The organism is Sphingomonas sp. PP-CE-1G-424 (assembly GCF_004341085.1).
Taxonomy (GTDB): Bacteria; Pseudomonadota; Alphaproteobacteria; order Sphingomonadales; family Sphingomonadaceae; genus Sphingomonas.
Genome location: NZ_SLXW01000002.1, coordinates 985,368 through 999,411, shown reverse-complemented (window position 1 = coordinate 999,411; position 14,044 = coordinate 985,368). Strand labels below are relative to the sequence as shown.

At 57.0% G+C, this 14,044-nt stretch carries 16 protein-coding genes; 12 read left to right on the top strand and 4 right to left on the bottom strand.

Annotated elements, in window-relative coordinates; translation table 11 throughout:
* The first annotated feature begins 12 nt into the window (after positions 1-12).
* The 6 genes from C8J43_RS09715 (at position 13) to C8J43_RS09690 (ending at position 3,913) form a co-directional block, all read left to right on the top strand.
* Positions 13-324 carry a hypothetical protein gene (locus C8J43_RS09715; RefSeq protein WP_133030669.1) on the top strand — a complete coding sequence of 104 codons (312 nt, stop codon included), beginning with the start codon at positions 13-15 and terminating at the stop codon, positions 322-324.
* Positions 325-367: 43 nt separating this feature from the next.
* Positions 368-856 carry a hypothetical protein gene (locus C8J43_RS09710; protein WP_121904948.1) on the top strand — a complete coding sequence of 163 codons (489 nt, stop codon included), beginning with the start codon at positions 368-370 and terminating at the stop codon, positions 854-856.
* Positions 853-1,155: a hypothetical protein gene (locus tag C8J43_RS09705; protein ID WP_133030668.1), complete on the top strand. Its 303-nt coding sequence runs from the start codon at positions 853-855 to the stop codon at positions 1,153-1,155. Before C8J43_RS09710 ends, C8J43_RS09705 begins: the two co-directional genes overlap by 4 nt.
* A gap of 429 nt (positions 1,156-1,584) precedes the next feature.
* Positions 1,585-2,100, top strand: coding sequence for a TIGR02594 family protein (locus C8J43_RS09700; protein WP_133030667.1), 516 nt, complete (start codon positions 1,585-1,587; stop codon positions 2,098-2,100).
* Positions 2,097-2,540: a hypothetical protein gene (locus tag C8J43_RS09695; protein WP_133030666.1), complete on the top strand. Its 444-nt coding sequence runs from the start codon at positions 2,097-2,099 to the stop codon at positions 2,538-2,540. The genes C8J43_RS09700 and C8J43_RS09695 overlap by 4 nt, the downstream gene beginning before the upstream one ends.
* A gap of 41 nt (positions 2,541-2,581) precedes the next feature.
* On the top strand, positions 2,582-3,913 hold the full coding sequence (locus tag C8J43_RS09690; protein ID WP_133030665.1) for an SGNH/GDSL hydrolase family protein: 1,332 nt from the start codon (positions 2,582-2,584) through the stop codon (positions 3,911-3,913).
* On the opposite strand, the gene C8J43_RS09685 is transcribed toward C8J43_RS09690, so the two are convergent.
* Genes C8J43_RS09685 through C8J43_RS09675 form a run of 3 tightly spaced genes read right to left on the bottom strand, consistent with a single transcriptional unit; the run spans position 3,910 to position 4,705 of the window.
* Positions 3,910-4,245 (bottom strand): hypothetical protein, encoded by a 336-nt coding sequence (locus C8J43_RS09685; protein WP_133030664.1) that lies wholly within the window; start codon positions 4,243-4,245, stop codon positions 3,910-3,912. The two genes, C8J43_RS09690 and C8J43_RS09685, sit on opposite strands and share 4 nt — an antisense overlap.
* Positions 4,238-4,483: a hypothetical protein gene (locus C8J43_RS09680; protein WP_133030663.1), complete on the bottom strand. Its 246-nt coding sequence runs from the start codon at positions 4,481-4,483 to the stop codon at positions 4,238-4,240. The genes C8J43_RS09685 and C8J43_RS09680 overlap by 8 nt, the downstream gene beginning before the upstream one ends.
* 39 nt (positions 4,484-4,522) lie before the next feature.
* Complete coding sequence (locus C8J43_RS09675; protein ID WP_133030662.1) at positions 4,523-4,705, bottom strand: hypothetical protein; 183 nt, start codon at positions 4,703-4,705, stop codon at positions 4,523-4,525.
* Positions 4,706-5,902: 1,197 nt separating this feature from the next.
* On the opposite strand from C8J43_RS09675, the gene C8J43_RS09670 reads away from it, so the two are divergent.
* The 5 genes from C8J43_RS09670 to C8J43_RS09650 all read left to right on the top strand — a co-directional run bounded on the left by C8J43_RS09670 (position 5,903) and on the right by C8J43_RS09650 (position 10,031).
* Positions 5,903-6,091 carry a hypothetical protein gene (locus tag C8J43_RS09670; protein WP_056052695.1) on the top strand — a complete coding sequence of 63 codons (189 nt, stop codon included), beginning with the start codon at positions 5,903-5,905 and terminating at the stop codon, positions 6,089-6,091.
* A gap of 74 nt (positions 6,092-6,165) precedes the next feature.
* Positions 6,166-6,468, top strand: a complete 303-nt coding sequence (locus tag C8J43_RS09665) for a hypothetical protein (RefSeq protein WP_133030661.1) — start codon at positions 6,166-6,168, stop codon at positions 6,466-6,468.
* A gap of 415 nt (positions 6,469-6,883) precedes the next feature.
* Positions 6,884-7,642, top strand: a complete 759-nt coding sequence (locus C8J43_RS09660; protein WP_133030660.1) for a hypothetical protein — start codon at positions 6,884-6,886, stop codon at positions 7,640-7,642.
* A 228-nt stretch (positions 7,643-7,870) separates the two neighbouring features.
* Positions 7,871-8,758: a hypothetical protein gene (locus C8J43_RS09655; protein ID WP_133030659.1), complete on the top strand. Its 888-nt coding sequence runs from the start codon at positions 7,871-7,873 to the stop codon at positions 8,756-8,758.
* A gap of 265 nt (positions 8,759-9,023) precedes the next feature.
* Positions 9,024-10,031: a hypothetical protein gene (locus tag C8J43_RS09650; protein WP_133030658.1), complete on the top strand. Its 1,008-nt coding sequence runs from the start codon at positions 9,024-9,026 to the stop codon at positions 10,029-10,031.
* Positions 10,032-12,505: 2,474 nt separating this feature from the next.
* Here C8J43_RS09650 and C8J43_RS09645 read toward each other — a convergent pair.
* The gene (locus C8J43_RS09645; RefSeq protein ID WP_133030657.1) at positions 12,506-12,703 is read right to left on the bottom strand and encodes a hypothetical protein; all 198 of its coding nucleotides are present in this window, start codon (positions 12,701-12,703) and stop codon (positions 12,506-12,508) included.
* Between the two features lie 379 nt (positions 12,704-13,082).
* On the opposite strand from C8J43_RS09645, the gene C8J43_RS09640 reads away from it, so the two are divergent.
* Positions 13,083-13,793, top strand: a complete 711-nt coding sequence (locus tag C8J43_RS09640) for a Crp/Fnr family transcriptional regulator (RefSeq protein ID WP_133030656.1) — start codon at positions 13,083-13,085, stop codon at positions 13,791-13,793.
* Positions 13,794-14,044 lie beyond the last annotated feature (251 nt).

The following is a 14,044-nucleotide window of genomic DNA, read 5'->3' as shown; positions in this document are numbered from 1 at the left end:
ACAGGAACGGATATGCGAGACCTCAACCTGCGGTTCGAGGGCGAGGCCGCGTGGGCGGCGCTCGGGATCAATCGCGAACCCGGTCTGCTCGAAATCGACGTCGTCGGCATGATCGCGCCCAAGCGCGGTACCGGCGAAGCCACACAGCTGGTGGGCTATCTCGTCAACGTCCGGTGTCTCGACGATCGCGATCTGAGCGCGCTCGAGCGGTTTCAGGTTTTCCCGGCGAAGCCGGTGCAGACCTGGCTTTCTGGTGGCGTGACGATCGCGCCAACCACCACCAGCGTCGCGACCGAAATGGTCGCAAGAAAGGATGACGCATGACTGCGACCGCAAATAGCAGCTTCGCGGCCCAGGCCGTCGCGAGATGACCCCGCTCGGCCATATTGTCAGCGTCGTCGCTATCTGGGCGATGATGTTGTTCGGCCTTCGCTTTGCGATAGCTGCCGCGGAATGGATGTTGCCAGTGGCGGCCTCGTTCGGGAAGCTGCTGCGATGCGGCAAGGCGGCGCGCGTTGCCAGTGCGCGGCATTTCGTACGGTCCGTGGTGCGGCTCCACATCGATTTTAAGCGTGCAATTGTGACCCCGTGGTCAGCGCCGCTCTTGTTCGTCGGATCTGCGCTGATCGGACTCGGCTATGCCTTTGGCTCGTGCGGAGACGCTGCACAGTTGGTGTCGCGCAATCCATCGGCATGGGCCGCCTTCGATGTCGCAACCGACGCCGTCGCGGCGGTTCTCTCGATCACCGGCATGTCCTTCGTTCTGGCGGCAACGGCTCAGCGCCGCACCGCCAGCTTTCTTGTTTCTGCCGCCCTGATCGGGACGGGCATCGGTATCGGGGTGGTAACGCTATGAAGGAATGGCAGGCATACGCACTCGCGGCGTTCGCGGTCTTTGCCGGTCAGATCCTAAGGGTCGGGCAGAAGATCGAGGCTGGCAAGCCGATCAGTTGGCGGGACATCTTCGTCATGTGCTCGCTGATGCCCGCATTCGAGTCGATGGCGGGCGCGGCTGCGGTCCACTTCGGGTGGCCTGCGTGGTCGATACTCGTCGCAGGCACCAGCGCCGGCTGGGTTGGCTTCGGCACCATGCGATTTGTTCTCGTGCTGGCGAAGTCGATCGCCGGGCAGTTGTCGGCCGCAAAGGTCGACTGACTAGGTAACGGCCCGCCCTAAGGTCTACCGAGGGCGGGCCGACCAGTCACTTTCCGGAGCTACCTGGTCCCGCTTTAACGCGGCATTGCCCGCTCGGTTTCATGATAACGGCCCGCCTCAAGCGCCGGGTGAGAACGAGAAGCGGGCCGGCCGGGCGAATGATGAGGCACACCCGACATCACTCCAAACTACCGACGCAATAAATCGGCTCAATCGAACAAATCTAGCCGGGCCAAAGCAGTGGTTCATTCGCGTCTGGTGACGCAGCAGCCAGCCTATCCGCAAAACTGCTGAGAAAAACGGATAGGCCGACTGCCTCGATAGCTTGCGCGTCAAGCCTCGCGACGGATCAGCGTGGGAGCAAACCGCGCCGCGGACTCACAGGAACGGCTCCGCACCCTCAAAGACTCAAAATTGGAAGGAATTACCATGACGACGGCTTCAGAGCCGGCGTGGCTTCGCCGCGCCCGGTCCCTTATTGGCACGCGCGAAGCACCCGGCGCGGCCAACAGTCCGACCATACTCGGCTGGGCGAAGAAGCTCGGCACGAAGGTGCTCGGCATGGTCTACAACGCGGACAGCGTGCCGTGGTGCGGCCTGTTCGTCGCATCGTGCGTCGCGGAGGATAGCATCCCCCCCGCCCCGATCGCCGTTCGCGCAAAGGCGTGGGCCACTTGGGGCGCTAACCTCGCTACAGAACGCCTCGCGCCGGGTGCGGTCCTGGTGTTCGAGCGCACCGGCGGCGGACACGTCGGCTTCTATGTCGGCGAGGACAAGACCCACTATCACGTCCTCGGCGGCAACCAGGGCGACCGGGTCAGCATCATGCGCCTCGAAAAGTCGCGCTGCGTCGCGCGGCGCTGGCCGGTAGGGCGAGCGGTCGTCGGCAAGCCGGTACTGATGACCGCGACCGCCGGCATCGCCGTATCGAGCAACGAAGCGTGACGTGGGCGGCAGCCGGCGCGCTGCTGCGCCGCTTCTGGTGGACGGTGCCGATGATTGGCCTGCTCGCCGCGCTTCACTTCACGCGTACGACGGTCGCCGATCGCACCGCCACACTGCGCACGGAACGCGCGGCGTGGACGGCCGAGATTGCGAAAGCCGAGCAGCTGCGCCTCGATGCCGAGAAGCGGTTCGCGAGCCAACAGGCGGCAGCGCTGACCACCTACGCCGATCGCCTCGCCGCGCGCGAGCCGATCATCCTTCGATCAACCGAAACCGTGAGGACCTATGCGCAAACTGACGCTGGCCGTGCTGCCTGCCTTCCTGCTGACCGCGTGCGCGGGATCGACGCACTCGACGCTGAGCTATTCACCGGTGATCCCGCCCGTTCCCGCGGAGGCGACCAAGCCATGTCTGCCAACGGCAGTCCGCCGGCAAGCTGACGGGGCGGCCAACAGCGCGGACGCCGAATGGTCGCTCCGCGATGCCCGCGCAGACCTCGCGCGGTGCGATGCGCGCCGCGCTCTGGCCGTCGATGGCTGGCCTCGCTGACGCAGGTGTTCTGATCCAATTTTCTGAAGGAAGTGCTATGAGTTCCATTCCCATGATTGGCGGCGTGCCTTCGGGGCCGGCTCTCGCGATACCGCTTGGCGTTGCTCGCGCGGTGACTGCGAGCGCGTCGACCAGCGGGCGCAGTTCTCTGACATCTCCAAATATCTATAACTTGAAGGCGTCAAACACCGTCAGGCTTCGCACCGGCATCGCGGCAGCGGCGGCGGGGGTGCGGAACTGTCTGATCGGCATATGGACGCCATCCACCGGCGCGGGGCAGTCGACGGGCGGCGGGACGTCTCAGGCGGTCAACGCGTGGCCGATGCAGCTTGCCAGCCGATTGCAGGCCGCAGGCATCAACGCTGGCGCCAACGGGTTCTTCGGCGACAAGGGCAATTGGGGGGGCGTACAGTCAATCACTTCGGTGTTGGCTGGTGATTACCGTCTGTCGATCACCGATGGGACGACCGTAGGGGGCACGCAAGCGTTTGGCGGCAACGCGTTCTTATTTCCTGCTGTCCCTGCTCGGCTGTCATTCACGCCTCAAAACCCGGTAACGCGTTTTGAGGTAGCGTGGCGCGACAACGCCAGCGTCCGCAGCTTCAACGCCACGATCGACGCCGGCCCCGCCGCTTTGGTCACTACCACTGGCGTTGCCGCGCTTCGCCGTACGCTTTTGCCGGCCGTGCCGATTGGCATGCACACGATCAATTTTGATTGGGTCGCTGGCAACGTCACGATCGTCGGGTGCCACTCTTACAACGACGCGAACGGGCGTAAGGAAATCAGCTTCCTCAATGGCGGCATCGCGGGTGCCATGTCAGCGAGGTTCAACGATGAGACCGATGCCGCAGTCGGATTGACCGCGACCCTCGCTGCTTACCAGTTCGACGCGGCCTTCTACGACGACGCTCCGATCAACGACTGGCGTAACGGCGTTTCTGTTGCAGCGTCCAAGGCCAATGCCACCGCTTGGGTGCAGAAGGTCAAAGCCGCGAACGTGGATCCCGTGCTGATCACGCCGCTTTGGGATAACGGGACGTTGGGCCTGTCTGCTCAGCAGGACAGTTACGCTGCGATGCTGTTCGAAGTCGCGATCGAGCAGGATGTCCCGCTGATAGATATCCGGGGAGCGTGGGGGTCTTACGCGTTGGCAAGCGCAAAGGGCTGGTACAGTGACAGCATCCACCCGGCCTTCACAGGCTCCGGCGCTAAGGCGGCAATGATGCAGGGCGCGCTGATGCAAATCCAGCAAATAGGCTAACGGCGCGAAGCATGGTCGCTTGTCGCGTGTGCTAGCGCAGCACCGAGGTCGATGTCCTGAGCCACGCCGACTTCGCGACAGATGCCTGCGAACTGCGTGCCGGCCCATGTTGATCGGAAGCTCTCTTTATTCGCCTGACCTTGCCCCATTAGCGTTCGCCATAGCTCGTCGAATGAATCGCGGTTCTTGGTCAGCGTGATCGAGTAGAGATAGGCGAGCGCTAGGCGGACGCCGTGCTCCGGAGGTTTGAGTGGTCCACCATACCGAAGCCTCTGGATCGCTTCGTCCAGCACGACCAAGGCGATGAACGTCGTCCGGTTTGGCTTAGACACGATCGGCGCCAACGGGTGACCAAGGATCGCGTGCGCCAAGCTCGCGCTCGTCGACGTTGAGCACGATTGCAAGATGCCGGCGTTCCTCCTCTGGCAGGCGCCGCGGAGATCCCCGCGTGACGAACTGTCGAAGGTATGCCGGGTTGCGGCCGATCGTCGCAGATAGACTGGCAAGGCTCCTGCCCTGCTCGTTCGCCAGCTGGGGAAGCCGCACGCGCGGGTTCTGCAATATTGCCATCGGTACGCATCCTCACGTCGACTCGAGATGCGCCCGACGCTACATTGTTCCGCGTTTGTTCTCAATCGGTTTGCCTGGTTTGGGCTCGTCGTCGATCGCCGCGATTACCGCGATGGCTTCGTCGACGTAGCTCTCCCACATCGGCCGCCCCTCAAACTTCGTATTCTCGGGCAGCTTATGAAATCTGCATAGGGCGCGCGCGGCGCGTTCGATCCGTGTCATGCGGAAAGCCTCCGATCAATGCCGCCGTCAGTATAAGCGATGTCCGGAATGAGAGGAAAGCGGTCAGTCCGCTATTGTGCCTTGGGACCGAATAGCGGACATTGTTTATCTTTTGGATGGATCTCATGGGCGCCACCAGGCCAAGTTCGCACGGCGATGTCGACGGCGTGGTAGAATGGATCGGATGAAACAATGAGATACCATCCAGCGCAATATAAGTCAGATCCACTTCAGAACTTCATGCTTTTGCTCGCAGCAATATCAGGTATATGCATGCTGTGTGCTAAAGCGGCGCTAGCTGAAAGCTCGACCACGTCTGCTTTCATAAGCTTGAAATACTTTTTCAGGCATATCAGCAATGCGGGGTGGTGGTCATACGGATATTGGATAGGCACAGCCTTGTTTGTCGCCTCAATACTGGTTGCGATGATTTTGCAGTATCGCATCGCGAGCAAAGGGCCTTAGCGCCGATAGCGCCAAGTTTTCTGTCGAGGCCGCTTTTAGAAACTTAAAAGAGCTGATGAACGGCGGACGTTGGCGAAATTCGCCGATCAATCGAATGGCAGGCCGACCCCGCAGAATATCAGCAGGAGTACGAGGGTAGCGAAAGCTCCAATAAAGATGGTGAGCCATGCACTTGCTGCACGAAGACGGCGTACTAGCGGATTGTTTCGCTCCCACTCCCAATGCGGCCTGAAAAACTCTCGCCCAATGGGAGGCGGCTGCTCGGCTCGAGTCGATCGGAAAACGCCAATCGTTATAGCGACGCCGGTGAGAACGAAAGGTAGCATCCCCCAATTTATCTGCACCCAGCCAATCCTCCGCCACCTGCGCTGACGCTATCCAGGCCCGCAGTTGAAGGGAAGCCGCCGCCATCGATCAGGCGAAACGCGGCTCAACGTCAGCTATTGGGCGAAAGCGGACTAAGGCCATCGGCAACCGCTCGGCACACAAGCTCCACTCACGGTCAGCCAGCGCCCATAGATTACACCCGCAGAGAACAGGCATATTGCGGCAGCGAACGCTATGGCGACCCAAATCCACCTGCGGCGCTTCGTTGTCGTTTTGGAGTCCATCCCGCCACCATCGGGTACCGCGTCAATGTCCGCAACTGGGCGTTTTCACCCGCCTGTCACATCTCTGATAGGGAAGCGCTGCTAGCCGATCGCGCTGCTGGCCGATCATCAGGACAGCGTCTTGGATGACCAGATGACCGAAGCCCAAGGCGATCTCCTAGGCAGCGTTATCGTGCTTCTCAGCACGGCCCTGCTGCTCGGGGCGGTGCACTTCGCCAGCACCGCCGTGGACAAGCGAAAAGTTCGATGGCTCACAACGCTGAGCGTCATCCTGTCGATCGCAGGCGTGGCCATCGTTATCGTTACCTGACGACCACTTGGGAGGATAGCGGACGGGCGGGTTTGCGGCTGGATCATAGTCAAAGCTGCCGCTAACTCTACCCGATGGACTTTTCCGGCCTCATCGTGCTTCCGCTCGCTGCGCTAATCACTGCCTGCTGGATCGTTGGCGCGGCAGTCCTGTCAAAGAATGGTCCGGGCTTTCGAGCGCCATTTCTCCTATCCTACGGCTTTGGCGTGATCTTCATGGAGCCATGGAAGATCGCGGTATGGCAAGAACTCGGCACGTTCGCGATTATGCTCGTAATGCTCGCGCTTTGGGTTGCGGCCGGTTGCGTCGTTGGCGGCATTCCTGCTGAGCTGATCGTCTCGCTCGCGACGAAGTTGTGGAAACGCTTCCGGCATTAAGGAACGGCAGCTTACTGGCACACTCATCCCGGCATGTTACGTCCGACGTTGGGCGATAGCGGACAACTTTTCCTACATCGCTTCCTGCATCACCGCGATCCATCCGGCGGTCCCGATGCCCCCGACCGTACAAGTCATTGATATCCCTCACGCCGTAATCGAGCGGCTATCGGGCAAACGGTATTGATAACAAAAGACTTTACGGCTCCACGGCTAAAGCGTCCTGTCCGTTACCGAAATCATTGAATTCGAACACGTCCGCTGGCTGACCCTTCTCTCATTGAGGGACCGGCCAAGCGGGGGTGCCGTGCTGTAACACGGCAACCGGCGGACCTAAGATCCGTCACGCGCGACTGGCCAGTCGCAACGCCCCGCACCTGCGCAACAGGCTGGGCTCTTGTGAGCATCATTCCCTATGGAGTCGTTACCAACCAATAATTCGTCGCTCGCGTTCGTTGGCGGCGCTGCCGGCGAAGCGTCCGGCTATCTTTTCGAGCCGAACGCGGATCTGTTCGGCCGACGCGAGGCGATCGGCTTCGGTGAAGCTGAATTCCACGTTCGTCTGATCGACCGCGAAATCGCTAACGCGGTCATTGTCGCGAACCACTACAGCGGCCGGGTCTACGGTGCTTCGACGCTGCACCTGGGCGTCTTCATCGCTGGTGAGATGGTCGGGGTTCTACAGTACGGTTTCGCAATGAACCCCGCATCTGCCGGCAGCGTCGTCACCGGCACGCTTATGAGCGAATACCTCGAGCTAAATCGAATGTGGCTTGCCGACGTTGCTCCGCGCAACAGTGAAAGCCGAGCGCTGGCGTTCTCGATCCGTCTGATCCGCAGGGTTCGTCCGGCGGTAAAGTGGATTCAAAGCTTCGCGGATGAGCGGTGCGGGCTGTTCGGCACCGTCTATCAAGCGGCCGGGTTCACCTATCATGGTGAGCATCGCGGGATCTTTTGGGAGTTGGACGGCGAGTTCTACCATAACTCGCTGATGACGAACGGCCGCACGGCGATGTCACCCCGAGCGTCGAAACTGCGTGCGAACCGCGATCGAGCGGTTCGTCACGATCTTCGCCAGTTCCGCTATCTGAAGTTCCTCCAGCGACGGTTTGCCAAAGCGTGCTGCCATACAGTGCGGCCTTTTCCGAAGCCGGATTACAGCGAAATATCCTAAACAATAATCGTGGCTGCTGCTGTTGATTTCGCGGTCGATAGCAGCAACTGCGTCTTATGCGGCCCGTCCAGCGGACGAGCCCCCGACCAGGGGGTGCGAGGATGGTGCAACCCCGTCGGGCCGCTCCACCTTTCGATACCAAATAGAATCGAATCGAGAGGCATCACCCATTCAGCTATTCAATCCAGTCGACTTGCAATTCGTCGCACATTGCGTTCCTTAGCCGGGATGGAACAGACAAAAGCCCTTTCCGAGCATTTTCACCGATCGCGCCTTACTTCAATGGTCATGTCCTCTCTCGCTTTCGTCGTGAGTGTGATTGATCGACGTAAGCTTGCAGACCTTAAAATCTTTGAGGTGGCGGTTGGAGCACTCAATAGAAACTTTTTGCTTGCGGCACTGACTCTTGCGGCATTTATAAGTTTAGTTTCACTTTGGCTGGCCTTCTGGAACGAAGGATTATCGTATCTCAGAAACGCAAAGGAAAGACTTGACGATAATAAGAGTCCGCTTCCATCAATAGAAGCTATTCAGACTTCGTTAGATCATATAAATTTAGCCGCGATTCAGATCGAAAGCCTACTAAAAAGTGATGAACTTCGCTCATCTATCGCGGCCGGCCCCGTACAGCTTAACGAAAAATACATAAACAGCCTCATGACCATTCATCCCCAGGATTTGGTCGATAGCGCCTTCAATAGGATTCTCAACCGGGAAACATTTCTTCTTTCGGGTCCACCAACCTCTTCAGATTCTATCAAATGGATAAAGTTTGAATTGGAAGAAGCTATCGGTGCTAACATCGGCGGTTATCTTGGAGGTGTATCGAACCAGCTGATCACGTCGACGAACCCCTCATGGGATGGGCCTTCAATTTCGCGGCTGGGATATGAAGCTAAAGATAACTTGAATGCAGCATCTTCTAATGTGAAGAGGCTTTCACGCCAAATTGAACGGTATAGGCGCAGTCTGCGATTTTCGCGTTTTACTCACCAAGCGGAAACTGGCTGGATTGGCGTAGGCGTGCCTACTGTCATGTTCGTTGTGGCCGGCTTACATTCGTTGGGTGCTGCGGTGTGGTCCTGCTGGCCGTCATTACCCAGCTTGTTCCAATGACGGCGCTGCCATGGCACGCCTCACGAGCGGGCCGTGGTGCTGGTATCGCGCTGGTATCGCAAACCACCCGTAGCGCCCCTCGCACCTAGCAGTATCGCTGCACCTTCCCCTCGTAAGCGGGAGAAAAGTGCAGCATTGGGAGCAATCGCACTGCAGAACTCCCCCGTCGAACCTCGTCTTCGCAGTTTGTCATGTTGCTTCTGCGCTGAAAGCCCGCGACACCGGTGCCAACGCGCGCAACGAGTGCCGCTATTCGGGGTTTAATATGCAGCAGATGACTGATGATGATCGCGGGGTAGGTGACCTCGTAATTCCAATCGAGATGGTCCCAGTTGAGGCGTTTCAAGCAATATATCACAAGCTGACGGAGCGCACAGAGAGCCTTCAAAAGCGGTACTCGGAGATAGTGGTACTTACCCCGCAAGCCGTTGAAGACCTGCATCACCATTTCACCCAGTCAGTCTCTCAGTACAACGTTAAAGCCAGTACGTCGGGCGTAACAATGTCATTAGAAAATGGTGAAAACCATTCGATCTCTTCCGTTGAAAAGTCTTCCACGATTAATTGGGCTAGCTTCGCTGCAAAAACCCAAGTAATTCGGATAGAATACGACTTTTTAATTATACTTCCTATGACGCGGGCTGAAGTTGGTGACATAGGCCAGAGGTTTAAATTTATCTTGGCTTTTTTACCCGTTCGCCATGAGTTTAGCTACGAACAGGAAGCCGGTATTATTTTCGGACCATTTTCTTCTTCACGTCGTAAAAGTATGATTTCGGCTGCCTTGTCCATTGAGTACTCTGACTTTGCAGTGGCCAGAACTTTGCAACTCATAGCAGATGAATGGATTGGCCGGATTACGAAGGCAGATGATGATACTTCTTCCCTGAAAGCATGTGGTCGCGTCAGTAAATACGCGGGTTACCTGATACCTGTTATGATGATTGCAGCTTTGCTAGGTGGCATATACTTTGAGATACCGAACTATCATAATTTAATTACTCCGATGAGATATCTTTTAGTAGTGGTCGCACTTGCCGTCGTGGCAGCCATAGGCGGTGGGCTAATTTCTGAGAAGATATCCGATACTTGTCGCCTTTTAGCGCCGGCATCACGCCTTGATTTCACCAAGGGCGACCGCGACGCGCATGCAGATCTGATCAAACGCCGTAAAGCGGCGCGCGGATCTTTAACCTTTGTAAGTGGAGCTGTGATCGTCGCGTTTATCGTCGGGTTGTTAGTAAACGCAGTGTCAGCCAGGCTCATTGCTTAATGCCTTATCGTACAAGTGAGTGGTTTTGAGGAATACAGCCCCGTCAATAACGCGTGGTCCTCGGTTAGTTATTATACGCGGGCCATCGCAGAACGCCGTAACCTCATAGATCGGGTGAGACGAAGTAGCGGTTTATTTTTGCTCAATTGTTTCAGGCCCGGTCGATCCCCGATCCGGTTGTCCGATAACGAACGATTCCTGTCCCCGGCACGAACCGGTATTAAAGTAGATAGTAGCGCGTTACTCATTAGAAATGAGTAACGCCGTTCCAAGCTGTTCGATCTGCGGCGGTAAGCCGACCGTCCGATCGCACCTTATGCCTCAGGCATTCATCCGAGATATTCGCGGTGATGATAAATACGTGCTTCTCACGGACCGCGACCGTTCGAGAAGCAGGTTCGTCCAAGGCGGAACCTATTCTGCTGACATATTTTGCGACCAGCACGAGGCTGTGACGGGGGTTCTCGACAGCGTCGCAGTAAACTTCTGTCGCGCGGTATATGCGGGTCCGCCACTGCGGGCCGGCACCGCTTTTGAAGTGACCGGATTCGAAACCAGTACCTTGATACGCTTCGCTTGCTCGATACTGCTCCGGTGCCACCTCTCCCGCCGAGACGAAGCTCGCCTGATTAACCTAGGGCCGGATGCGGAGATCCTCTCCCGAGTGGTGTTTGATAGCGATCTCAGCAAAGCCCCGGATGTCTACATATACTCGGCGGTGAGCGCAGCCCTCGACTTCCGCCATCTTGGCAGCATGCCGGCGAGTATGGTGGTGGACGGTTATAAACGGTGGTCGTTTCAAGGCGGCGGGATGGCGTTCGTTGTCGACCTAGGAAGGCCTTCTCCCGCTTTTCCTAACTCGCTGCTGAGACCTGGCGTCACCGTTACGGGGCCAGTTTTCGACTTTGAACAAACGACCCTCGCTGCCTCGTGGCGTTCCTTGATAGAAAGCTCGAGCTAAGGGGTGAGCGTTTTTTATTGGGCTAGCTGGCAAGGCGAACGCGCGTTCATGGCTTAGCGGATTTGGTTAGCCATTACCCGCAGGGCGCCGCAGGACGCCGTGACCCGACTAAACTGGGTTAGCCATTCCAATGCATTGAATTTGCTCGATCATTTAAGGCCCGGTCGAACGCGAACCCCACCCGGTGAGCGTGATGCCACCGCAACTCCGCGGTGACCTCAATGTCCGGTTTGGGGAGGAAAGCGGACGGGCGGCTTTCAGACGCCACAGAACAAAAGGGCGCCGTCGCGAGCGGCACGGCTGTGTCTTACTCAGTGACGTTTACCGTGATTGTATCTGATACCACTTGGGCATAGCGGACTGGTTTGGACGGGAAGTTGAAGAGGAATACCCGGGCTCTCACCTTGTATCGACCTGCCCCTGGGAAGATCGTTCTTGTGCTTTCGTGAGTGAGGACGCGGTAAGGCGCTGTTGTTGATATCGCAATCAGCTCTTCTACCTCTAGAGGCGGCGGGGGCGGTGAGCCTGCCATTGGCGCGGCAGGCGCGACTGGTTGCCCGTCTTCCGAGATGACTTCAAACGCAATGCCCCGTGTGGGTTGCAGAAACGGCGATACGGCAAAGGTATTGTCCTTTGCGGTAAGGTCGACTTCAATGGGCGCTTCCCCACGCATGGACACGGTAGCCGCATGCAAGCGAACCTCGATAGAGGGCTTTTCCCCTGCCCATGCTGCTTGAACGGGAGGACTCCAGGTTGCCGCAGCCTGAAGGCCTAAGAGCCAGAGCAGCGGCATACCGATATTCCTCTATCACTATCATCGCGCCTATGAACGAATGACTGGTCTTGGGTACGCTACACGGCCTTTCAAGCGGCAACAATTGGGCGTAAACAACCGTCGGCTATCCAGTTGTGGTAACGCCCATCCCGATGAATCGAACGCGACCCCCACTCGGTGGGCCTGGTGCCACCTCAACTCCTCAGTGCTCCCAATGTCCGGAATGGAGAGGAAGCGGACGTTCTCGCGACGTCAATATCAGGGAGAATTTTTGCCCTGGTCCAATACTTTTTCCGCGATATTCAGCGCTGCTGCGAGATGGGCTGCGATCAAACTCTCGTGAAGATCATCTGCAAGTTGCAGAGATCGAGCGATCGAAGTTCGAAGCGTCTCGTGGTTTTGCTCGTCAATCGTTGGCATACGATTGGGTCCGCCAAATGGCTTCGAGTTCTGGAATAGATATACTGCCGGTCGCCGTTATGAGCTGGTTCCGCGAACCGGAAGGACACATAGTTATCGGCAGCCCCAGAAAACTGTCTATTCTGTCGGCTTTGTATCCAAGTACTCGATACGTGTCTTGTTGTATGAGCTCCACGAATCCTACTCGAAGTGACCACGCGGTGGGATAATCGCCGCGCTCGACCGATCGCGAGAATGTTTCGCGCAACAAATTCCGGGCGCCCTTTGTTACATTAGCCTGAGAGAGGACGCCTACGGAATTTGACTGTTTATCCAACTTCACTTCGATTGACCTCGCCCCTCGTCAGGGGGAGACTGCGGTCCACTATCTTCTGGCGTGAGTTCCGCGAGCTCAAAATAGCTCTTGGCCATCCGTTGATGAATGCCTGCTATTTCTGTGTTTTTCGCTTTTTTCGCTAACTCAAGCGCCCGAGCGCCGCGAGCATTATAAAAAGCTCGCCCGATTACTTCTGACATGGTCTCGCTCCATGATGAGCAAAGACACCTTGATGCCTCTCTCGGCACCGTGCTCCAGGCTAAACGTGTCGATCACCTGTCATAAAACTTAATCTAAGTTGCAGCAATCCCCGAATTTATAAGAAGGCGGGTCGCAGCAGGGCGGCTAGCCAAGACCACGCAACCTTGGCCGGGCAAATTCCTAACCATCGAACAGCGTAACCCTTGGTTAAAAGGCCTTTAGCGAATCGCGTCTAATCGTGCTTTCAAACATCATGGAGTATAATAGAGTCTCCCTTTCCTAAGCCAACATAGATTAGTTTTCTTGATAAGGTCAAAGATGTCATATACGCAAAGCGGTATCGCCATATCTGTGGCATAGCTTCGTTAAGGACGCGTTGTGCCACATAATCTCGAAATATTTATTGATGAGCTATCGCTTTACGGTGCGCTGGACAACGAGGACCGTGAATCGATCCTTATGCTTCCGACAATGGTGCATCGAGTAAAAAAGGTTGTTCACCTAGCCCAACAGGGTGACGTGGGAGACTCTCTGCTGCTGCTAACGAGCGGATATGCCCTGCAGCAAAAAAATGCGGGCAATGGCAACCGACAGATTTCTGCGCTGAATGTGCGAGGCGACTTACTAAATCTTCCTTCGCTGTTTTTGGCAAAATTTGACTCAGATGTGGTGGCCTTAAAGAACTCTGAAATAACATTTATCCCAAAATTAGAATTTTTGACGTTATTCAGAAAACGGCCAGCGATTGCATACGCATTATTTCGAATGACGCTAGTGGACGCGTGCCTTGTTCGCGGGCAGCTTCTCAATCTGGCTCGCAGGGATGCACGAACCAGAATAGCGCACTTTTTATGCCATCACGCGGAACGTATGGGTGCCCGCGGGCTAATGAGCAACGACTCGTTTGATATGCCGCTCACACAAGCACAAATTGGCAACGCGACCGGCCTGACTGCAGTACACGTAAATCGTATGCTTAAGTCGTTAGTAGACGACGGACTGATATCTCATAATGGACGCTCTATCTATATAGCGAAAAGGGAACAATTCATGGCCGCCGGGGATTACTATCCACAGGACCTGCATTGAAAATCTTGACTTCAACGAGTCACATGCTGCCACTTCATCCCCATGAAGTCGCCTTTGGCGAGTTTGATGCGCGCATAAGGGCGAACCTGGGCGCCGCTGACTGCTGGTCGGACGAGCGGGCAGAATACGAGAACAGCTGAACGAATGACCGCTGTCGGGCAAGCGCGTCGCCACCCGGAACGTCCGTATTTGGGCGATAACGGCCGTGCATAACCACGAAGAACGGTTAGCCACCGTCCGCGGGACAGGAG